General features: G+C 52.8%; 21 protein-coding genes. 9 read left to right on the top strand and 12 right to left on the bottom strand.

Annotated features, from left to right (window positions below):
* Nucleotides 1-8 precede the first annotated feature (8 nt).
* From ADN00_RS06425 to ADN00_RS06410, 4 genes are all read right to left on the bottom strand, one after another.
* Complete coding sequence (locus ADN00_RS06425; RefSeq protein ID WP_075062125.1) at nt 9-1289, bottom strand: M20/M25/M40 family metallo-hydrolase; 1281 nt, start codon at nt 1287-1289, stop codon at nt 9-11.
* Nucleotides 1290-1293: 4 nt separating this feature from the next.
* Entirely contained in the window at nt 1294-2505 is a 1212-nt protein-coding gene (locus tag ADN00_RS06420) for a M24 family metallopeptidase (RefSeq protein ID WP_075062124.1), read from the bottom strand.
* Nucleotides 2495-3832 (bottom strand): M20/M25/M40 family metallo-hydrolase, encoded by a 1338-nt coding sequence (locus tag ADN00_RS06415; RefSeq protein WP_082389943.1) that lies wholly within the window; start codon nt 3830-3832, stop codon nt 2495-2497. Before ADN00_RS06415 ends, ADN00_RS06420 begins: the two co-directional genes overlap by 11 nt.
* Before the next feature lie 139 nt (nt 3833-3971).
* Nucleotides 3972-5732, bottom strand: a complete 1761-nt coding sequence (locus ADN00_RS06410; protein WP_075062122.1) for a peptide-binding protein — start codon at nt 5730-5732, stop codon at nt 3972-3974.
* 301 nt (nt 5733-6033) lie between these two features.
* On the opposite strand from ADN00_RS06410, the gene ADN00_RS06405 reads away from it, so the two are divergent.
* From ADN00_RS06405 to ADN00_RS06370, 7 genes are all read left to right on the top strand, one after another.
* Nucleotides 6034-6687, top strand: coding sequence for a Crp/Fnr family transcriptional regulator (locus ADN00_RS06405; protein ID WP_152966272.1), 654 nt, complete (start codon nt 6034-6036; stop codon nt 6685-6687).
* Between the two features lie 391 nt (nt 6688-7078).
* Nucleotides 7079-8116 carry an amidohydrolase family protein gene (locus ADN00_RS06395; RefSeq protein ID WP_075062119.1) on the top strand — a complete coding sequence of 346 codons (1038 nt, stop codon included), beginning with the start codon at nt 7079-7081 and terminating at the stop codon, nt 8114-8116.
* 62 nt (nt 8117-8178) lie between these two features.
* On the top strand, nt 8179-9174 hold the full coding sequence (gene pyrB, locus ADN00_RS06390) for an aspartate carbamoyltransferase (protein ID WP_201781150.1): 996 nt from the start codon (nt 8179-8181) through the stop codon (nt 9172-9174).
* Nucleotides 9175-9207: 33 nt separating this feature from the next.
* Nucleotides 9208-10617, top strand: coding sequence for an orotidine-5'-phosphate decarboxylase (gene pyrF / locus ADN00_RS06385; protein WP_075062118.1), 1410 nt, complete (start codon nt 9208-9210; stop codon nt 10615-10617).
* Between the two features lie 5 nt (nt 10618-10622).
* Nucleotides 10623-11546 carry a dihydroorotate dehydrogenase gene (locus ADN00_RS06380; RefSeq protein ID WP_075062117.1) on the top strand — a complete coding sequence of 308 codons (924 nt, stop codon included), beginning with the start codon at nt 10623-10625 and terminating at the stop codon, nt 11544-11546.
* Nucleotides 11543-12316 carry an iron-sulfur cluster-binding protein gene (locus tag ADN00_RS06375; protein ID WP_160317477.1) on the top strand — a complete coding sequence of 258 codons (774 nt, stop codon included), beginning with the start codon at nt 11543-11545 and terminating at the stop codon, nt 12314-12316. The genes ADN00_RS06380 and ADN00_RS06375 overlap by 4 nt, the downstream gene beginning before the upstream one ends.
* 102 nt (nt 12317-12418) lie before the next feature.
* A complete protein-coding gene (locus ADN00_RS06370) occupies nt 12419-13063 on the top strand; it encodes a flavodoxin domain-containing protein (protein ID WP_075062116.1) in 645 nt (214 codons plus the stop codon).
* Nucleotides 13064-13194: 131 nt separating this feature from the next.
* Here the strand turns inward: ADN00_RS06370 and ADN00_RS06365 are convergent, their stop codons facing one another.
* Nucleotides 13195-13692 carry a ferritin-like domain-containing protein gene (locus ADN00_RS06365; protein ID WP_075062115.1) on the bottom strand — a complete coding sequence of 166 codons (498 nt, stop codon included), beginning with the start codon at nt 13690-13692 and terminating at the stop codon, nt 13195-13197.
* 386 nt (nt 13693-14078) lie between these two features.
* On the opposite strand from ADN00_RS06365, the gene ADN00_RS06360 reads away from it, so the two are divergent.
* Nucleotides 14079-15116: an NAD-dependent epimerase/dehydratase family protein gene (locus ADN00_RS06360; RefSeq protein ID WP_075062114.1), complete on the top strand. Its 1038-nt coding sequence runs from the start codon at nt 14079-14081 to the stop codon at nt 15114-15116.
* Nucleotides 15117-15177: 61 nt separating this feature from the next.
* Here the strand turns inward: ADN00_RS06360 and ADN00_RS06355 are convergent, their stop codons facing one another.
* The 7 genes from ADN00_RS06355 to ADN00_RS19500 form a co-directional block, all read right to left on the bottom strand.
* Entirely contained in the window at nt 15178-16263 is a 1086-nt protein-coding gene (locus ADN00_RS06355) for an ATP-binding protein (protein ID WP_075062113.1), read from the bottom strand.
* A 65-nt stretch (nt 16264-16328) separates the two neighbouring features.
* Nucleotides 16329-17270: a radical SAM protein gene (locus ADN00_RS06350; protein ID WP_075062112.1), complete on the bottom strand. Its 942-nt coding sequence runs from the start codon at nt 17268-17270 to the stop codon at nt 16329-16331.
* 62 nt (nt 17271-17332) lie between these two features.
* Nucleotides 17333-17632, bottom strand: a complete 300-nt coding sequence (locus ADN00_RS06345) for a metal-sulfur cluster assembly factor (protein ID WP_075062111.1) — start codon at nt 17630-17632, stop codon at nt 17333-17335.
* Nucleotides 17629-18561: an ATP-binding protein gene (locus ADN00_RS06340; protein ID WP_075062110.1), complete on the bottom strand. Its 933-nt coding sequence runs from the start codon at nt 18559-18561 to the stop codon at nt 17629-17631. Before ADN00_RS06340 ends, ADN00_RS06345 begins: the two co-directional genes overlap by 4 nt.
* Complete coding sequence (locus ADN00_RS06335; protein ID WP_075062109.1) at nt 18555-19421, bottom strand: ATP-binding protein; 867 nt, start codon at nt 19419-19421, stop codon at nt 18555-18557. Before ADN00_RS06335 ends, ADN00_RS06340 begins: the two co-directional genes overlap by 7 nt.
* Nucleotides 19422-19435: 14 nt before the next feature.
* Nucleotides 19436-19774 (bottom strand): NifB/NifX family molybdenum-iron cluster-binding protein, encoded by a 339-nt coding sequence (locus tag ADN00_RS06330; protein ID WP_075062108.1) that lies wholly within the window; start codon nt 19772-19774, stop codon nt 19436-19438.
* 54 nt (nt 19775-19828) lie between these two features.
* Nucleotides 19829-20917 (bottom strand): NifB/NifX family molybdenum-iron cluster-binding protein, encoded by a 1089-nt coding sequence (locus ADN00_RS19500; RefSeq protein WP_082389941.1) that lies wholly within the window; start codon nt 20915-20917, stop codon nt 19829-19831.
* Between the two features lie 207 nt (nt 20918-21124).
* On the opposite strand from ADN00_RS19500, the gene ADN00_RS06310 reads away from it, so the two are divergent.
* Nucleotides 21125-21508: a PadR family transcriptional regulator gene (locus tag ADN00_RS06310; protein ID WP_082389940.1), complete on the top strand. Its 384-nt coding sequence runs from the start codon at nt 21125-21127 to the stop codon at nt 21506-21508.
* Nucleotides 21509-21521: the final 13 nt, after the last annotated feature.

The following is a 21521-nucleotide window of genomic DNA, read 5'->3' as shown; positions in this document are numbered from 1 at the left end:
TTTCTATCTCACTTTTCAACGCACAGGTCTAAAAGGCTTTTCACAAATACCTTGAGCCCAAAACGAAAAGATTGATCACTGATGCGCTCATCGTTATTGTGAACACGTTTAAGGGCTTCTTCGTAACTGTCATCCAGAAGAACAGGCGAAAACCCAAAAATGGATGCGCCTTCGGCGCATAAGAAACGTCCATCCGTACGTCCCAGGGCCAAGAATGGAAGCAAGTCGCCCTGGAATCCAAATAACCGCGCATTCTCCTCAAAAAGACGCAAGATTTCTGAGTCGGTATCACTTTCATACCCCTCCTCAAAAGTCGTTATCGTCCATTGCACCGGCAAATCAACCAGCTTTTCATTCAGTAATTGTTCAATCTCTCCCCGGCTCGTCCCCGGTAAAAGACGGAACTCTATTTGGGCTTCGGTGAGTTTCGGAATCACATTGGTCGCGTCACCCACCTGCAAATAATTGATGGTTAATGTGTCTGATAATTGGTACTGCATTAAAGAGGAAAGCACCGAGCGATCCATCTGTTTTTCGCAAGGATTGAGACCCGTCTCAATCAGGAAGTGACGAGTAAGTTGGGAATATTTTTCTTCAAAATGGTGAGTCGTTAAGCGGCGCAAGGCCTCTGCCAGATGATAAATCGCCTGATTGAGAGGCGGACAAGAAGCATGGCCGGTGTCTCCCTCGGCTCGTAAAGTAACCTGGCACACTCCTTTTTCTCCCGCGGCGACCAGCATATAGGTGCGTCCATTGGAGACAATCGGGAACCCGCCACCCTCGCTGATGATCAACCCGGAATGTTGTAAATCTGGCATTTCTTTCACCAACCACTCCATGCCAAAATGACTTCCTGCTTCTTCATCGGCGCTGGCTACGAAAATTACATCGCGATTGAGTTCATATTTTTTTAGAGCGAGGAAGGCCATCGCTTGCATGGCGGTTAATTGTTTTGTGTCCAGAGTACCGCGCCCCCAAATAAAGCCATCACGCTCAGTAGCAGAAAAAGGAGGATAGGTCCATTGTTCTGAATCGGCTGGGACAACATCCAGGTGAGAAATCAGGGCAATTGGAGGGCGCTTGCTTTCAGAAGAAAGCCGCGCCACCAGGTTGCACCGCCCAGTTGATTTTTCCAGGATTTGGCAGGTAATCCCGGCTTCGGCAAATCTTTTTGCCAGATAATTGGCAACAGGAGCCTCATTTCCTGGCGGATTGACGCTGTCAAATTGGATTAGATCTCTAAAGAGCTCCTTTCCTTGCTGCTCCCATTCCGCATCAAATAGGTCCATCACTTCAGGATTCCTCCGAGTTAAAGGGGATGAGGACAAGTTCATTCTGGCGGCGGCTGAGAATCCGAGCGCCTGATTCTGTAATCAGAATATTCTCTTCAACCAGCATGCAGGGTAACCCATTGTCTTGAATCACGGTGGGTTCAATTGCGTATAATTCACCAACCTGAACCTCACCCTCAACCTCGGGCCGGGGATAGGCTCGACGGGGACCCAGGGTTACTCCCCCATCATGACAATTACGCCCAATCTGGTGCCCAACCGAATGGCGAACGGTTGGAAAACCCCCATTTTCAATCACCTGACGGCCAACCTGGTCAACCTGCCAGCCCTTTTTTCCTGGTCCAATATAATCAATCACCGTTGTGATTGCCCGATGCGCTGTTTCAAAGGCATGTTGGATGTCTGCTGGCGCTTGAGTTTCACCCTCTTTAAGAAAATAGACGGTGCGAGCGATGTCAGAAACATAATCACGATACTTCACACTAAAGTCCATGATCAGAATATCACCAGGAATAACCCGGGCATCACCCGGTTGGCGGTGAGCAAGGCCGGCGCGCACAAGGCAAACAATCGGCGGGTCATAAGCAGAACCAATGCCATTGGTAACGCCCCGGTTTTTCATCCCTTGAATGAAAAAGTTGGAGATTTCTTTTTCGGATAGGCCACACTTCAGCTTCGAAAAAACTTCATCGTAAATCTCAATCGTGATGTCAATCGCTTTTTGAAGCCGCTCGACCTCCGTTGGGGATTTGATTCCACGTAATTGTTTTTGTAAATTCTCGCTGGATATTTCTATCGAAGCCAATTTTTCAGGCCCTACGATCTTTTGAAGCATCATGTATTGGCCCAGAGAGAGTCCATCGGAAAGATGGTCTGTCTGTGAGAAATTCAACATCAACCGAGATGGATTCATTTGCGCCAATACGTCAGATAGATTGGCCTCAAAATCTTTTTCATAAACTTGCACGTTCTGAAACAACCCGGTGCTTTGATAATTCCCCCGGTCTGATTGTGAACACAACACCGTATGGTCGCCGTCTTTTCTTAGAAATATTGCGGCTTCATGGACGGATCGCACCCCCACCATCAGGGGCATGGCCGGATCACTTCCTTCTCTTGTTAAAATCAACCACGCATCAACATGGTTCTGCTGAAGATAGTTGGTGGCGGTTTCAATTTTTTCTCGAGCAACTTGATATTCACTATTGGACATAGATTTTCTCCTGGCAGCTTTTGGTAACTGCATCGTAGAGCACTTCGATTCCAAATAACAAGGATTCGACAGAAATTCTTTCATCAACACCGTGAACCATGGACACCGCTTTTTCAAAGGTCATATCTTCAATCAGAACTGGGGAGAATCCACTGACATTTGCATTGAAATTTTGCAGAAAACGGCCATCACTGGCGCCAGTCGCAATAAACGGCACAACATCCGCCGCCGGAAAACGGTTCTTAATCGCATCCGACATTGAGGTAAACAAGGCGCTTGTAAAACTTGACTCATAACCGGGATTAAACCGGGTAATTTCTACTTCAACGGGTAATTCGGTTGTGAGATCGGAAATGACGGATTCCAGTTGAGACCGATCCACACCAGGTAAAGTTCGCACATCAACCAGCAATTCAGTCGCATACTTGATATTTCTATTTTGTTTACCACCACTCCAAACGGTGGCTGTGATCGTGTTGCGGGTCATGGCAGTGAGCAAGTTCAATAAAGCCGGACTAACTGTTTTTCCAATTTGGTTTAACCGGTCCATCAAGGCTAAAGAAGTGGGAATTTTGCATGCCGCGCTTAGCTGATCAATCAGATAATGAGTAGTCTCAGGTAATTTGCCCGGCCAATGGAAGTCTCGTAGTTTAAGAATCAGTTGGCTGCACGCAAGAATTGGATCATTATCGGGAAGATAAGGATTTGAATGCGGCGTTTTGGGGAAAGCAAACCGCAGTGTGGCGCTCCCCTTCTGCCCTGTTTCGCACAGGTAAAACACCTTACTGCCCACCGATATTGGAAATCCCCCACCCTCGCTGATCACATCCGCGTTTCGAAATATATGCGGCACGCGTTCAATCATGGTCATCATGCCCAAACGACTACCAGTCTCTTCATCGGCTGTTGCCAATAAATAGATATCTCGATTCGGAGAGAATTTCCGCCGTTTGATTAATAACAGAACCATCAACTGCATTACGGTTAATTGTTTGGCATCAATGGCCCCCCTACCCCAAATTATCCCATTTTGCTCCAAACCAGCAAATGGATCAATACTCCATTGTTCAGGGTTCGCGGGAACGACATCAAGGTGAGAAATCATCACCAAAGGCGGTTTTTCTGATGGATGACTCAATAATTTGATGAGGATATTCCCGCGTCCAGGAAAAGTCTCAAACACCTCATAATCAAGTTCATTCTCGCGGGCAATGGCTGCCAGGTAATTGACGGCCTGCATTTCGTTGCCAGGCGGATTGCTTGTATTGACACGAATCAAATTTTGTAGGTGATGTGACGCTTCTTTTCTTATTTCGGAAGGAATCATTATTAATTAACTCATCAAGGTTGGGCAAACGATTAGGATTGGCAAAAATAAAGCCTTTGAACTAGGCGATTACCGATAAGAGTGAAAAGAGGTTATCGAGGCGGGGGAAGCCTCGATAACCTCAAGAATAAGGCTTACGCTATTGGCTGATACTCCATTCGCGCGCGTTGAAGGTAACGCCACGGAAATCGGGATTGAAGCCTTGAACTTTGGTGTTGCTGACAAAGACAGATTTCTGACCATAGATCGGAATCCAGGGTTGTTCATCCGACAGCTTCTTTCCAATTTCCCAGAAGATCGCCTGGCGGGCATCTTGATCCGTTTCCAGCAACTGGTTGACCAATAACTCATCCATTTCGGGATCGCTGTAGCTGACAAAATTGTATCCGTTAGGCGGCATGAAAGCGCTGTGGAAGTAGGGGCGATATTCGTCGGGGTCCGCCTCAACACCAAACCCAAGGATGTAGGCATCGTAATCTTCCGCGGTCACGGTACGCTGTTTGCCCTCTTTGTCTTTGGGGAGCAGTTTTGTGACCAGCGTGGGGAAGTCCAGCTGACGAATTTCAACGCCCAGACCGATCTCGTCCCACATTTGTTTGAGCATTACGGCAGTTTTCTCGCGTTCCTTCTTACCGGTGGGAACCTCGATGGTGAATTTCAATTCTTTCCCATCTTTTTCGTAAATGCCAGCAGCGTTCTTGGTATAGCCGGCCTCTTCAAGCAAAGCCATTGCCTGCTCAGGGTTATACGGATAGGTCGTAACATTCGGGTTATGCGACCAGTGCGCGTTCGGGAACAGGTCTTCACAGACTTCACCATACTCGCCCAAAATGCTGGTGACAATTAATTGTTTGTTGACCGCGTAAGCCAGCGCCTGGCGAACTTTGACATCCTTGAAGTGCTCGTTGAGCAGGTTGAAGCCAATATAGTACACAGACAGATCATTGGAAGTCTTCACTTCGGCGAAATCGAGGGTTTTGACGTTCTCAACTTCAGCCACCGGAACCGGAACAATATCCACTTCCTGGTTCATGAACGCGGCAAGCATGGTGTTCTGATCGCCAAAGCGGTAGATGATTCCATCAAGGTTGGGCGCGCCTTTGAAGTAATCCATATTGGCAGTCAGCTCGATATACTGGGCGGGTTCCCATTTGACAAATTTGAACGGTCCGGTGCCAATGGGGGCGCGGTTGAAATCATCCTTCGCCCAATCAGCGGGAGAGACATCTTTGAGGATATGTTCTGGTAAAACACCGATGAACATATTCGCCAGGAAGGAAGCGTTGGCCTCGGCAAGCGTGAACTCAACCGTATAATCATCAATGACTTTAATGCCGGCCACGCTGTCGGCGGTTCCATTATGGAAATCAGCAGCGCCCAAAATCGGCTCCACGCGGCTGTAGGCACCCGCGTCGTACCGGGGGTCTGCCAGGGACGTGAAAGTGAAAGCAACGTCGTTCGCGGTGAAAGGCTCACCGTCATGCCACTTGACATTGTCATACAGATTGAATGTGTAGGTCTTTCCGTCTTCCGAAACGGTCCAATCTTTCGCCAAACTACCTTCAATGATCAACTGCTCATCGGGGCGCACGAGCGAATCGAAGATCATGTGGGTAATGTTGGTGTCGGAAGTGGTAGCCCAAACCATCGGGTTAAGATTTCCAGGCTCTCCTTCTTGAGCAATCGTTACAACACCGCCAGACCGGGCAGGGGCTTCTTCTGCGGCGGGTTCTGCTGCAGCGGGTTCTGCTGCGGCAGGCTGGGCGGCTTCGGTTGTTGGGGCAGTCGAATCAACCGGTTGTTCTGCGGGCGCGTTTTGCGGGGCCGCAGGCGTACAGGCAGCCATAACCAACATGGTCATGACAACCACCACAAAGACGAATTTGCGGATGCTTTTCATTATCTTCTGGTTCTCCTTCTATTGTTTTTCGGCCATTGGGTTTTTGGATAATTAAGTGGCAATATTATCCAGTCGGAAGTTATCCAGTACTATAACATTTAGGGCAAGATATTTATGTAACCCAGACTACAAATTTTCAAAGTCTTTCTCGTTTCTTCAGTCCTTTTTCCGACCCATTTACCTTTATTCCGCAACAGCCATTGGAAATTATTCGAGTATACTTGGATTGGTAGAAAACATCGAAGTTTTTTTCTGTGTTTTCTATAATCAGAAAGAAAGTCTTGTTTATTGGTTCCGTCCAATGTCTGAAAACTCCAGCATATACAGCCGTTTATGGGGCGATCTGTTCGCAGGGCACCCTACACTTTCATTTAAAAAGAATACAGTCATCATTGAAGAGGGGGAAACAATTGACCGGGTATATTACATTGTCAGTGGGCGGGTGAAGTTTTCCATCATTACATCCGAAGGAAACGAAAAAACCATGTATGTATTGAATAAGGGAAGTGTCTTTGGGGATGTATGGTCTGCAGCTCACCGCCCTTATTTCTTATCGGCTACAACGCTAACCAAATGTACTCTGGCCTATAAAACCCCATCGGAATTTATCGCAACTGTCTCATCCAATCCCCAGTATATGCAAGATTGGCTTTCTTATATCTGTGAAATTGTAGAGTTCCTGGTAGAGCACATTACCGACATCACTTTCCTGGATAGAGAAGCGCTATTGCGGAAATATTTATATCGGCTGAGCTTTAATTATGGAATCCCAACCGACGAAGGCATGAAATTAAACACTCGGATCACACATCAACTGCTGGCAGATTTGATTGGCTGTTCGCGGGTAACCATTTCTAAAATTATGGCGAAGTTATTACGAACCGGAGAGCTGACCAAGATTGACGGCTTCTTCTATATACCTGATATAAATACCTTCAAGGATGCGGATGAGTAATTTGTTCCTTGATAACCTTTTCAAAGTAGAATTTGATTCAATCTACGACAATCCTTTACCTGCCCACCAGCGAATGCTACACCACAGTCATATAAAGCAAGCTTACGCGGCAATCTACCCATTTGGGTCAAATATGCGGCACAAACCCTTTGCGGTAGACAGGATCACGCTTGACATTTTTTGTAGTGAACCTGGCGAACATTTTCGGCTGTTTGTTCGTTTATGAGCCAATTATCTTCCAGATAAGATTCTGTTGATCCTTGCCCGACTTGTAGAAAACTGTGATGGGTGTTAAAAAATTGTCTAAAAAATCTTGCCAATTCTTAAATCTCATGGTATAAATTATAAGTTTTGGGTACAGAACAAACGGGAATAAAGGAGCGCAGGCCAAATGAAATTGCCGGGGATGGTTGACGTGCATGTTCATTTGCGGGTGCCCGGAGGTGAGCACAAAGAAGACTTCCGCACCGGCAGCGCAGCGGCATTAGCCGGCGGCATTACCACCGTTTTGGCCATGCCCAACACCTTCCCTCCGATTGTTACAATTGACCAATTATCCGTCGCACAGGAAACAGCCAACCGCCAAAGCCTGTGCGACGTTTTTATGTACGCGGGCGCGTCTGCTGAGCATTTGAATGAGCTGCCCCGCCTGGGCGAGCAAGCCCCTGCTTTGAAGTTGTACATGGACCAGACTTACGGTCCTCTGAAGACCAACGGCCTGGAAAACCTGCTCCGGGTGTTTGAAAGCTGGCCAAAAAACAAAGTGATCTGTATCCACGCCGAGCAAGAATCCATCGCCGCTGCCCTGGGGCTGCTCAACGCCGCCCCGCGCCCCATTCATTTCTGTCATGTCAGCCGCAAAGCTGAGATTGAGCTGATCGCCGCCGCGAAAAGGCAGGGGCTGCCGGTTACCTGTGAGGTTACGCCGCACCATCTGTTCTTAACCGAACAAGACGCCACGCGCCTGGGCAGACTGGGAGATATGCGCCCCACCCTGGCTGAGCAGCGCGACGTGGACGCCCTGTGGGAGCATATCAACACCACCATCGACTGCATCGCCACCGATCACGCGCCCCACACCTTGCAGGAGAAACAGGGGGAAAATCCTCCGCCTGGCGTTCCCGGCCTGGAATCTTCCCTGCCACTGATGTTGACCGCCGCGTCTCAGGGCCGCTTGAGCTACGAGCGCCTGGTGGAAATGATGCACTTCACCCCCCGGCGCATCTTTTCCCTGCCAGCCCAACCCGAAACCTGGGTGGAAATCGATCCCGATTCCCGCTATGAATTTCCAGACCATCCTTTATACACCAAGTGCGGTTGGACGCCCTTTGCGGGCCTCGCCATGCAAGGCAGGATTCGTCAGGTGGTCTTGCGGGGAAAAACGGTTGTTAAAGATGGTGTTGTTTTATCAGACGTGAATCAAGATTAAGAGATCCTTTTGAGGGTCTCTTTTTTTGAAAAAAATCAAATTTTGCTGAGGAGCATAAAGACATGAATAGTATCGACCTGCCCAAACTGTTTGACCTGACCAAAATGTCGCGAAAACCCGGTTTCCAAAATGGTTTCTTCAAGAAAGACATTTTGTCGGTAGACCAGTTCGACCGCGACGGCCTGGCTTACATTTTTACCCGCACGGACGAAATGAGTGAAATGGTGGAAACAGTGGGCGCTTGCGACCTGCTGCATGGCTATACCCTGGCCTGCGTATTCTACGAGCCCAGCACCCGCACCAGCGCGTCCTTCATCGCCGCCATGGAACGCCTGGGCGGCAATGTCATTCCGATCACCCAGGGTATTCAATACTCCTCGGTTTCCAAAGGTGAAAGCCTGGTCGACACGATCATCACCCTTGAGCAGTATTCGGACGTGATTGTCCTGCGCCATCCCGAGATCGGCTCGGTGGCCAAAACCGCCAAGTACTCCGGCGTGCCGGTGATCAACGCCGGTGATGGCGCTGGCGAGCACCCCACCCAGGCCCTGCTGGATTTGTATACCATCCGCAAAGAATTGGGCAGCCTGAATGGGCTGCGCGTCGCCATGGTTGGCGACCTTCGCAACGGCCGCACCGTGCACAGCCTGACCAAACTGTTGATGAATTACGATATCAGCCTGCGTCTGGTCTCGCCGGATGTGCTGCGCCTGCCACTGGGCATGATGAACGAGCTGATTGACAAAGGCATTGACGTGCGCGAAACCGACCGCGTGGAAGACGTGATCAAAGACGTGGACGTGCTCTATGTTACCCGCATCCAGAAAGAACGCTTTACCGACATGGCGCAATACGAAGAGGTGAAAAACTACTTTGAAATCACCCCTGAGGTGATGGCAAACGCGAAAGACAAGATGGTCGTCATGCACCCCCTTCCGCGCGTTGGCGAAATCCATTACACCGTCGACAAAGACCCACGCGCCGCTTACTTCCGCCAGGTAAAAAATGGCATGTATGTGCGCATGGCGCTGCTGGCTGCCGTGTTGGGGCAGGCCTGATCCGTATTCATTCAAGGGGAAAGGAGGCTGAGGATGTCATTTTTTGAAAAACTGGAAGCCGCGATTGAACGCAACAACAGCCTGTTGTGCGTGGGGTTAGATCCACAGCTCGAATCGCTCAAAGGGGTCAGCGACCCCGCCGAGATCGAATCGCAGCTGGTGGCCTGGGGGCAGCGCATCATTGAGCAAACACACGAAGTGGTGTGCTGTTACAAGCCCAATTTTGCCTTTTACGAACAATACGGCCTGGCTGGGCTTCGCGCCTTGCAGCGCACGGTATCCCTGATCCCCGAAGGCATCCCGCATCTGTTGGACGCCAAGCGCGGCGACATTGGCTCTACCGCGCAGGCCTACGCCAACGCCGCCTACCAGCAGTGGCACGCCGACGCAGTTACCCTCTCGCCGTATCTCGGAGAAGACAGCATCAAGCCCTTCCTCAAAACGGAAGGTAAAGCGGCCTTCATCCTCTGCCACACCTCCAACCCCTCGGCAGCCCAGGTGCAGCATCACGGCCAGCCCGCGCTATACGAATTGATCGCGGAGACATCCAAAACCTGGGGCGGCGCGGACCAGATTGGGTTTGTAGTGGGCGCCACCCAGCCCGAAGCAATGGCCGCGGTGCGCGCGCGCTGCCCCGAACATTGGATTTTGGCGCCCGGTGTGGGCGCGCAGGGCGGCGACCTGGAAGCGGCCCTGAAAGCCGGTCTGCGCCCCGACGGCAAAGGCCTGATCCTGCCCGTATCCCGCGGGGTGATCGCAGCCGCCGACCCGCGCCAGGCGGCTATTGAGCTGCGCGACCAGATCAACACACTGCGCCAGCAGGCTGCCACCTTCTCCAAAGCGCGAAGTTATAAAGAGAAACTGGTCGCCAGCCTCTTTGAAACCGGCTGCATCAAGTTCGGCCAATTCACCCTGGCCTCCGGAAAGTCTTCCCCCATTTACATTGACCTGCGGAGGGTGATCTCCTTCCCCGCGTTATTTGAAATGGTAGTCAACGGCTACGCGCAATTAGCGCGAACCATCTCCTACGACCTGCTGGCCGGCGTGCCCTACGCCGCCCTGCCCGCTACCGCTGTAGTGGCAGCCCGCCTGCAACAGCCCATGATCTACCCACGTAAAGAAGTGAAACAATACGGCACCGGCCAGGCGATTGAAGGCGCGTATACCCCTGGGCAAACGGCCGTGATGCTGGAAGACGTGGTTACCAGCGGCGGCAGCATCATCAAAGCCGCCGAGACCCTCCAGCAGGCCGGGCTGCAGGTGCGCGACGTGATTGTGCTGGTTGACCGCGAGCAAGGCGGGCGCGAAGAACTGCATCGCTCCGCCAACCTTACCCTGCACGCTGTGGTTACCATCCGCGAGATCCTCACCTTGTTGCGGGAGCAAAACCTGATTGACGCGCCCACCTACCAGGAAGTGTGGGCCTACCTGGAGCAGGCCTGATATCTATGACCGATTTATCCTGTGCCTTCTTAAACCTTCACCTGAAGAACCCTACCGTGCTGGCTTCGGGCATTTTAGGCACCAGCCCCACCTTGCTCGAGCGTGTTGCCCGCGCCGGGGCCGGGGCGGTTACCTCGAAAAGCTGCGGACCCGAGCCACGCGCCGGCCATCCCAATCCAGTCTGCCTGGATTGGGGCGGCGGATTGATCAACGCCATCGGCCTGACCAACCCCGGCATTGAGGAGGAAACCCGCCACCTGACTGCTTCGGCACAGCGCCTGCGCCCGCTGGGTGTGCCGCTGATTGCCAGCATCTTCGCCCCCAGCGTGGAAGCCTTTGCCGAAGTGGCGCGCAAAGTCTCTGCAGCGCTGCCTGACCTGATCGAAGTGAATATCTCCTGCCCCAACGTGGGCGATGAATTTGGCACACCTTTCGCCGGCCTGCCTGAGACCGCCGCGGCGGTGACCGCGGCGGTGAAAGCCGCCACGGATATCCCCATCAGCGTCAAACTGGCCCCCAACGTGCCGGTAATCGCGCGGATCGCCCGCGCGGTGGTAGAGGCTGGCGCGGACGCCATCACCGCCGTCAATACCATGCCGGGTATGGTCATCGACGCCGACGCGGGCAGACCCGTGCTGGCCAACAAAATGGGCGGCATCTCCGGCCCAGCGCTCAAACCCATCGCCCTGCGCTGCGTGGCCGAAATTGCCCGCGCGGTGAAAGTGCCAATCATCGGCACCGGCGGCATCACCACCGGGCGCGACGCGGCCGAGATGATCATGGCCGGGGCATCGGCCGTGGGCATTGGCAGCGCGGCCTGGTACCGCGGTCCAGAGGTGTTCGACGCCATCGTCAGCGAGCTGGCCGAATGGATGCAAGCGGCCGGATATTCATCCATCGAAGAAATGCGAGGCATAGCCATTCAATGACCACCCCTTTGAGTTTCTCGCCGTTAAGAATTGTTGACATTCAAATGGAAAATGAGCGCGCGCGCTCATTGGTCTTTGACCGCCCGCTGACCCACGCGCAGCCCGGCCAATACCTGATGGCCTGGCTGCCGGAGGTTGGCGAAAAGCCCTTCAGTATCGCCGGCAGTGATCCGCTAAAGATCACCGTGGTGGCGGTTGGGCCAGTCAGCCAGGCGCTTTGCCAATTGAAGATTGGAGAGCGGGTGTGGGTCCGCGGCCCGCTGGGCAGCGGCTACCAGCCCGGCGGCAGGCGGCATTTGCTGGTCGGCGGCGGGTACGGCGCCGCGCCGCTCTTCTACCTGGCGCAAACCCTTTTGGCCCGCGGAGAGGAAGTGCAGGTCTGCCTGGGCGCGCGCGGCCAGGCGGATTTAATGCTGGTTTCTGCGTTTGAAAGCGCCGGCTGCCGCACCCGGATCACCACCGATGACGGTTCGGCGGGCGAGAAAGGTCTGGTAACCCAGGCGGTTCAAGCCGCCATCGAGACCTTTTCACCCGATACCGTTTATGCCTGCGGTCCGGTGCCCATGCTGGTGGCGGTCGCGCGCCTGTGCGAAGAAAAGTCCATCAACTGCCAGCTTTCCTGGGAAGCCTTAATTCGCTGCGGCATGGGCTTGTGCGGCTCTTGCGAGCTTGACCCCGAGATTTGCCAGCAAACCGGCGTGCCGCAGGGCTGGCTGACCTGCAAAGACGGCCCGGTTTTTCAGAAAAATAACCAGAACTCTCTATCATAATCATTGCTGCTTAAGATCACTATCAAGAACAAGAATTTACCAGTAGAATAAAGTTTGGACGGTACTGTTGCAGCGAAACTGGATTGTCTCTGTGGAGGTCAAATGTCTGAACCGATTTCTCGCCGCAATTTCCTGAAAAAAGGCCTGCTCATCGGCGCGGCTAGCGGGGTCGTCTTGTGCGGCGGCACCAGCCTGGTGGCGACCTACCGCCCTCCCCTGGAGAAGCCCACCTTCTCTACGGAATCCAACGGATTGAATCGCATCTTAATCGCATACGCCACCAAAGCCGGTACAGCGGCGGGCATCGCGACTCATATTGGCGAGCAATATGCAAACCAGGGCCTGGCCGTGGATGTGATGCCTGTCGAACAGGTCAACGATCTGAGCGCGTACGCCACCGTGATCGTCGGCAGCGGAATCTACATCGGAAAAATCATTCCCAAAGCCATGGACTTTATCGAGAAGAATCAGTCCGCCTTACAGAACAAGTCGTTTCATATATTTATTGCCTGCATGACCCTTCGCGAAGATACGGATGAAAACCGCAAAATCGTCAGCGATTACCTGATCCCCGCGCGGGCGGTGGTCAAACCGCAAAGCGAAGGCCTGTTCGCCGGTACGATCAATTTGTCTCACCTGAACCTGCTTGAAAAGATGGTGGTTTCGTCCATGCAGGTGCCGGAAGGTGATTACCGCAACTGGCCGCAGATTGAGGCCTGGGCGCAGGCCATTCCCACAGCGATATAAAATTGGATAGCTTTCACCCAAAAAGCTGCTTATTTCAATTCAGTAGAACTTTCAGACAATCAGAAACACCCAAACCCGATTAAAAACAAAACCGGACGGCCAATCAACCGTCCGGTTGTTGTTGAAATTCTTTACTTGCGAATCATCAGCATTTCAATGTCTTCATCCAGTGACTGCAAGTCTTCTTCGTGCTCCACTTCTTGCTCCAGAATGGTCAGGACAATATTGTAAGTTACGGGGTCTTTGTCCTTGACCATCTCCAGTACCTTCTGGTACACATCGATGGCGCACTGCTCGCCCTTGATGTTCTGGGCCAAAATTTCTTTCACAAAGGCATCCGTGGGCGCGTCATAACCGCAGTGGGTGTTCTTGAACCACTCTTCCGGGGTAATCAATGGCGTGCCGCCCAGTTGGATGATACGCGCGGCGAGCATGTCCGCGTGGGACAGTTCTTCGGTGGCATGCAAAAGCAGCTCAGAAGCAACCGCGTCTTTCATCGGGCCTTTCACCACTTTCGCGCCCAGCCAATACTGGTAGTAGGCCAGCCATTCATCTGCGAACGCGCGGTTGAGAGTTGCCAATAATTCATCTACATCCATACCGACGATAGATCGTCCTTTAGTACCCATACGTTTCCTCCTCGTGTGAATTGATTTTGAATCCGGACTTTCCGCCTATTCAAGCAACGGTTTATATATCTCCAGGTTCTCATTTATTATACACAATTCACGCGAAGAAAAATGCTTCTTCGTTATTTATTGGTCGAATTTGGACTTTTTCAACTATTTCTTTACTTGTAAGACGGTATTCCCTTCCTACCTGGCCGATCGGTTGTTCTTTAAGTCCAGGGGGTTGTGAGCACGGCCCTCAGGTATTTCAAGGAAATTACAATACTGTAATTCTAATCCCATCGCGGATTGCATTATAATGCGGTAAGACAAACTAATTTTTGGGGCAATCTTTATCATTCGCGGATTTTTGCAGGATAATTCTGCAATGAAAGAGGAACTAAACTATGAAAATTTATATCACCGGCATCAGCGGATTTCTCAGCATCAATCTGGTGCGGTACCTGCTTGCACAGGGATATGAAGACATTTCTGGCATCGACCTGGTGGACTTTACTTACCCGGAACGTGATCAAATCACCTTCCTGCAAGGAGACATCCGCGACCGTGAGGCGGTGAAACGCAGCATGCAAGGCGCGGATATTGTTATTCACACCGCCGCCGCCCTGCCGCTCTACACCCCCGAAGAAATTTACTCCACCGATGTGGAAGGCACCCGTATTCTGTTTGAACAGGCGTTGGAATACGGCGTCAAGCGCTTCATTCATATTTCTTCTACCGCTGTGTACGGCGTTCCCGACCACCATCCGCTGTATGAAACGGACAAAATGATCGGCGTGGGGCCTTATGGTGAGGCCAAAGTCAAAGCCGAAGAAATCTGCCATGAATTTCGCGATAAAGGGATGTGTGTGCCCGTCTTGCGCCCCAAGTCTTTTGTGGGGCCGGAACGGTTGGGCGTCTTCGCCATTTTCTATGAATGGGCCAGCGAAGGCCGCCATTTCCCCATGATCGGTTCCGGAAACAATCGCTACCAGCTCCTCGACGTGGAAGACCTGTGCCGCGCCATCCATGCCTGCATCACCCTCGACGCGGACGCGGTGAACGACACGTTCAACATTGGCGCGGCGCGCTACACCACCATGAAGCAGGATTATCAGGCCGTGCTGGATGCCGCCGGGTTTGGCAAGCGCATCATCCCCTTCCCGGTTGGGCCGGTCATCCTTGCCCTGAAGGTGCTGGAAGCCATGAAATTATCCCCCCTCTACCCCTGGATCTACGAGACTGCTTCCAAAGATTCGTTTGTTTCAATCGAAAAAGCCCAGAAGGTGTTGGGCTTCGACCCGCAGTACTCCAACCAGGAGGCCATGCTGCGCAATTACCAATGGTACCTGGAAAATAAAGACGGCTTCACCGAAGGCGAAGGCGTAACCCACCGCGTCCCCTGGAAGCAGCAGGCGCTCAAGCTGTTCAAGGTGTTTTTCTAAATTGCATTTCCATGAAGACAAAGAACCGGCCTTTCAGGCCGGTTTTCTTCTTTTCTGGTGTTTAATGGAGATGAGCGGACCGGCGCACCTGCCGCCAGTCCTCTTCCGTCGGCGGCGGATCTTCTTCTCCGGGTCGGCGCACCAGGCTCAAGGCGTCTTGCGGGCAAACCGGCACGCACAGGCCGCAGCCCACACAGCGCATCGCGTCCACGCGGATCACGTCTTCCAGCGTCAGGGCGCTAAACTGGCAAGCCTGCATGCACTCCCCGCAGCCAACGCACAAGCTCTCGTCCACCTGGTTGACAAACGCCGAGCGCGCCACCACATTCGCGATTCCCATTTCGGCCATCCCGCGCAGCACACCGCAAGAGCAGGTACAGCAATTGCAGATATACCACAGCTCGCGCTGATGGTTGCTCACACAGTGCACCAGGCCGGCTTGCGCCGCGCGCTGCAAGGTTTGCAGCGCTTCTTCCTGGGTTTGCATGCGGATGCCGGTCACGTTGTTATCAAAGGCGTTGGGCTGGGTGCTCAAAATCATGCACACATCCAGCGGATGGCCGCAGGGTTTACCGATCAGAGCTTTTTGCGTGCGGCAGATGCAGTCTACCACGCCCCACGACTGCGCCATATTGACAATCTCGGACGCGCTCTCAAACGGGCGCACTTCCATATTATTCTTCACGCTTTCGCCGACTGGAATCACGCGGTGAACCTGAGGCTGCTCCAGCAGCGCGCGGTGGAAAGCCGATTGATAGTAGGCTTCATACAGCTCGGCCATTTCCGCGTCCATGCGGTTGACCTGCGCTTCATAAATTCCCACCACAAAGGGCATCAAGCCAAACCCCAGCCGCCCCTCTTTGGTCTTGCCGATAGTGATCAGCCCTTTTCTGGACATCTCTTTCAGCAAACCGGCCGTCTCGCGCATATCGCGCCCCAACCGCCCGGCGATCTGTGCCGGGGTTTCCAGGTCAAGTGATAACTGCGCCGCCAGTTCCGCTTCGGGCTCGCTGAACAACTTGGCCAGCAGGCGCAGATCCGACTCGTCCTCCGCCGCGGGAAAACGGTTCGGCAGCTCATCCAACACGCGCGCCAGCCGCCGGTAGACAGAATCCGTAGAAAAAGAAGTGGGGATGGTTGTATTCATTTGCTCATTATAAGCGAGAAATAGAATACCATACCTTTCTTTTCCTCCAATCAGGGCTTTCGCTCCTATTTTTCTGCGTGTTTACGCAGGAAGAAAACCTCTTCGCGATAGGGGATCGCAATCATCCGCGCTTCTGCAACAAGTCTCTCCACGGTTGACCAGTCTTCCCCGGCTTGTTCTACCATTTTTCGCAATGCGCGTTCGCGAATTGGATGGACAGCAGTGATAGCCAGCAGGTCATCAACAAAGCTGCCGGTTGAATGAAAATCAGCAGCCTCTGCTTCAAACAATAAATCCATAAAGGGTACTCGCTCAGCGAAAAATTCCAGGATGCTTCCCAACTGCCCTGCCTCCGGTGATTTTACCCAGGTTTCAGCCGGTGGGCGGGTTGGGATGGAAAGGAAGGAACGCGAAGGCTGAAGCTTCAATAAGTAGGCTGCCAATCGCTGGAGAGAGTCTTGGCTTTCATTGATTCCAGACACCAGCATGGTTTCGGTAACCAGCGTGCCTGAGAACATACGCTTGAAATCCATCATGCCGTTGAGTAGCGCAGACAAAACCAAATGACCCTGCGGACGATTTATTTTCTTCCATTCCAGATCATCAACAGTGTCTACTTTTAGAGAAACCCAATCCGCGGCCGACAATTCTTCCCGCACTTCAGGCCGGTCAATCAAAGCGGCATTTGAGATCACCGCGACAGGAATCTGAAATTGTTTTAACGACTGGATTATTGCTCCCAATTGCAGATCGAGCGTGGGTTCACCGTCTGGCACCAGGGTTAAGTAGTCAATCGGTAGGCCAAGCTGGCGGCTGCTGGCGATTTTTTCTTCTACCTCACGCAGAATTTGAGCCAGCGGATAAAAAACTCTTCGCTTCAGGGTGAGCGCAGTCGTTCTCCCCACCTGGCAGTATACACAGGAATACGGGCAGTGCTTGGGCGGGATGTGATTAATTCCAAGGCTGTGTCCTAACCTTCTGGATGGAACTGGACCAAAAGCGATCATCCTCACCCCTTTCAACTCATCACATCAGCAGAACCTATCGGTAAAAGCTGATTGGCAGTTCATCAAGACTGCAAAATGGTTTTCAATAACGCATTGAGCTGGTCAGCCTGAACATAATCAACCACCTGCATGTGCTGGCGGTTAACCCCCGGCACATCGCTGACCGCCTGAATGATTTCCATTGCCAAAGGAACCGCGATGGGGCAAAGGGGGGACGAAGGCCGAAAGGTGTAAGAAATATCCCCGTCCTCGTCGCAGACCAAATTCTCGATCAGGCGCATGCGCACCACATCCACACCCGTCTCCGGGTCCATCACCTCGCGTAATTTTTCCAACACCGCACCAATTAACTTTTCGTTCATCGGTTCACCTGTAGATCCATCATCCTGGCCATCGTCGCCGCCCAGGTCTGTGCCGCGGCTTGCGCAGCCGGTGATTTGGGGAACATTTCATTGATCGGAAGGCCGGCAAGCATGGCCTGGGGAACGCTTTCGTCAAAAGGAATCTCACCGGCAATTTCAACGCCCTGCTCTTCGGCAAACTCCCGAATCTGGCGCGCGCCTTCCGGGTAAAGATCAGCCTTATTGATGCAAACCAGCACCGGCACATGGAAATGTTGCAGCGTTCCAAACACGCGTTTCAGATCGTGCAATCCGGCCAGGCTCGGCTCGGTTACCACCAGCCCCAGGTCTGCCCCGGCGCAGGCCGAGATCACCGGGCAGCCAATGCCGGGCGGCCCATCCACCACCATCAGGGGTAAATGAGACTCTTCAGCCCTCAGGCGCGCCTGCTGCTTGACCAGGGTAACCAGTTTGCCGGAATTTTCCCGGCCGGGGAACAGCTCGGCGTGGAACAGCTCTCCGTAAGCAGTTTGAGAATGGAACCAGTTACCCTCCTGCTGTTGAACCATGCGGATGGCCTCTTCCGGGCAGGCATAAACGCACGCCGCGCAGCCATCACACGCGATGGGATCGATGGCATATTTTCCCAAGGAATGGGGATCGGGTAAGGCCGCGTCATAGCGACAAACCGACTCACACGCGCCGCATCCCGTGCACAGGTGCGGGGTAATCTCCGCCAGTGATCCGCCCCAGAACTCATGCGTTTCAGACTGATTGGGGCGTAGAACCAGACTGAGATTGGCGGCGTCTACATCCGCGTCTACGAATATGGCTGAAAGCGAATTTTGATTCGCCAGGTGCGCGAATGCTGCGCACAAACTGGTTTTACCCGTGCCCCCTTTTCCGCTTAAAACCACCAACTGCTGCGCCCGACGGGGTTGGTTTAGCATGGTTTGCCTGCTTTCACCTGATCACAAATCGCCTGGTACAGTTCCACAAAATCCTGCCGGTACTCTGGACGCACAGCCATCAGCGATTCACCCGCGGCGATCCCGCTGGCGATTTTTTTATCGAACGGCACGCGCAGCAGAATGGGAAGCGAGAGCTCAAGCAAATAGGCCTCCACCTGCGGGCTGCCAATTCCATCGCGGTTGACCACAATCCCGGCGGGAATATTCATATCCTGCACAATTCCGATCATTTGTTTCAGGTCATGCAGGCCAAAGGGAGTGGGTTCGGTTACCAGCAGCGCGTAGTCCGCCCCGCGCAGCGTCTCCACCACAGAGCAGGACGCCCCCGGCGGTGAATCCAGAATCACCAGGGCATCGTCGGGGGCCTGGTCCATGCGCTTCAATTGGCGAATCACCGGGGTAGGCATTGGCTCGCTGATGCTTAATACTCCGCGTCGAAATTGAATGCCCTCGGCCGTGAAGCCAGACTCAAGCATGCCAATCGGGTTATCCACTTCGCTGATCGCCTGCACCGGGCAGTTTAAGGTACAGCTTCCGCATCCGTGACAAAGCTGCGGAAATACCATAATGGACTTAACCACATTCGCCAGGGCATGAAACTGGCATACTTCCACACATTTACCACACATTGTGCATTGGTCGACCTGAATTTGTGGGATTTTAATTACTGCCTGGGTGCTGTAGGTAAAGTTTGGCCTGAGGAACAAATGTCCATTCGGGGCCTCCACGTCACAATCCACGTACCAGGTTTCTCGTTCCGCCGACAGGCTTAGCGCCAGACTGGTGGCGATGGTCGTTTTGCCGGTTCCGCCTTTGCCGCTGGCTACCGCGATTCGCATTTTCTAGTCCTCTTTCACTTGAAAGCGGGCAGCAGCCCCTGCTCATAACGGCTGAGAATCTGCTGCACGCTGGAGGTGTGATCGCCAAACAGGCGCATCTCCACATTTGCGGCGGCCAGCGCGGAGGCGGCGTGCGGGCCAAAATCTCCGCTGATGGCAACATTGGCCTTCTGATCAATCAAGAATTGCGCGGCGGCCACACCGGCCCCGCCAGAATGACTTGCTCCGGGGTTGGCAAGCGCTTCCCATTGGCCGCTTTCCGTATCCATCTTGATCAAGTAAGGGCAGCGTCCAAAGCGTTCATCAATGGCTCCATCCAATTTCGGCTCTTGCGCGGAGATAAAAATTATCATGTTGTATCCTTGTTTGGTATAACTTCGTTCCAGGCCCGACTACAGAAATTCAGCCTAGTGCAGCAATTCCGTATGGTCAATCAGTTTTCCATCGATAAACGCCTGGACGGCTTCGTCAATATCGCGATGAGTCGTTACCACCGGTTGGATGTTGAGCTGGGTCATGCTCTGGTACGCGCCCATTCCCATGCCGCCGCACAATAAGACTTTACAATCCGCGATCGTTTCAGCCATGCTGACATGCTTGTTGTGTGAAGAGGCATCCATGCCATGCCCGGCGCCGTGTGATTCCTCCGCGGGTGATTGAGAAACAAAATGGGAATGGCCCATCTTATTGCGCATCTCCCGCGCCACCACCTGCCCCTCTTCAATGGTCAAGATCAAATAATACTGCGCGCGGCCAAAATGCTGGCTGATCGTCTTTCCGTCATCGGTGATCACTGCAATTTTCATATTAATCTCCTTTTTCAATGTTTGAATGGAAAAATGTCTACCACCTGGTTCTTCATGTTCATCAGATGGGTAAAGAACAAGCAAAATTTGCGCCGCATCTTCCCCAATATTTTCCCAACAATGCGGCAGGTGCGATTCAAACAGCAGGCTGTCGCCAGCGGTCATCAGATACTCTTCCTCGTCGATTCTGTACCGGATGCGGCCGCCCAGGCAGTAAACAAATTCTGAACCGGTGTGAACGATCATCCGGTCTCCGCTGCCCATGCCTGGCTGCAAGCACACCACAAACGGCTGAACCGCCTGACCGGCAAAGTCTTGACCCAGGTTTTGCATTTGGGTGCTGCCGAACGCGGTTTGCGGCCTTTGCCCGGCGCTGGTGAAAACAATCCTTTTTTCAACCGCAGGAATCTCAAAAAATGCGGAAATGGGCACATTCAGCGCCTGGGCGAGCTGCTGCAAAGTGCCCACCGAAGGAGAGGACTTGCCATTTTCCACCAGGCTAAGGGTGTTGATATTCAAACCGCTCAAATCTGCCAGCCCACGCAGAGATAACCCCTGCCGGGTGCGCAGATCACGCAAATTCCGCCCGACCAGGATTTCAGCAGGCTCTTGATCGTTTAAGTTCAACACGTTGAATTGGGTCAACACCGCCACCGTTACTTTCGCTTCATCATCGCCCTTCCAGCGCAATCCTCAAAAGGAATCTTCCAACCCATCTCAAGGGCAGGCAAGGCTTCCAATTAATTACCATTATTATAGTACGATAATCATATTTTTCAAGGTTTCTTCATAATTCATTCATAAATAATACTTTTTATTCTATAAAATTCTATTGACTTTAATAGAATAGAGTGATATACTGATGATACGGTAGAAGCGCAAGAAAGGAACGCGGGTATGCCAAGACATCGCCGGGGATGGGCAATGGAATCGGAGGGTCGGGGCCGCGGGCGGCACTCGCCGCTGGCCGTTTCACTGCTCGAACCCGCCTTGCTGGTTCTGCTTAATGACCAGGCGCGCCACGGGTATCCCCTCCTTGCTGACCTCGAGAAGATGGGCATGGGCACCATCCACCCCAGCGTGGTCTACCGCACCTTGCGAGACATGGAAGAACTGGAATGGATTCAGTCCACCTGGGATGGAGATGAAACGCAGGGACCTCCCCGGCGGGTTTATCGCCTGACGGAGCGAGGTGAAGAGGTTCTAAAACATTGGCGCGAAGAAATGAAAAGCATCCGCGAACTGCTCTCAGAGCTGATCAGCAGAACGGATAATGTATAGAAAGGAGTAATCG

Origin of the sequence: Ornatilinea apprima (assembly GCF_001306115.1) — a bacterium.
GTDB lineage: Bacteria > Chloroflexota > Anaerolineae > Anaerolineales > Anaerolineaceae > Ornatilinea > Ornatilinea apprima.
The sequence above is the reverse complement of the archived record's forward strand: the minus strand, read 5'-3'. Positions and strand labels throughout refer to the sequence as shown.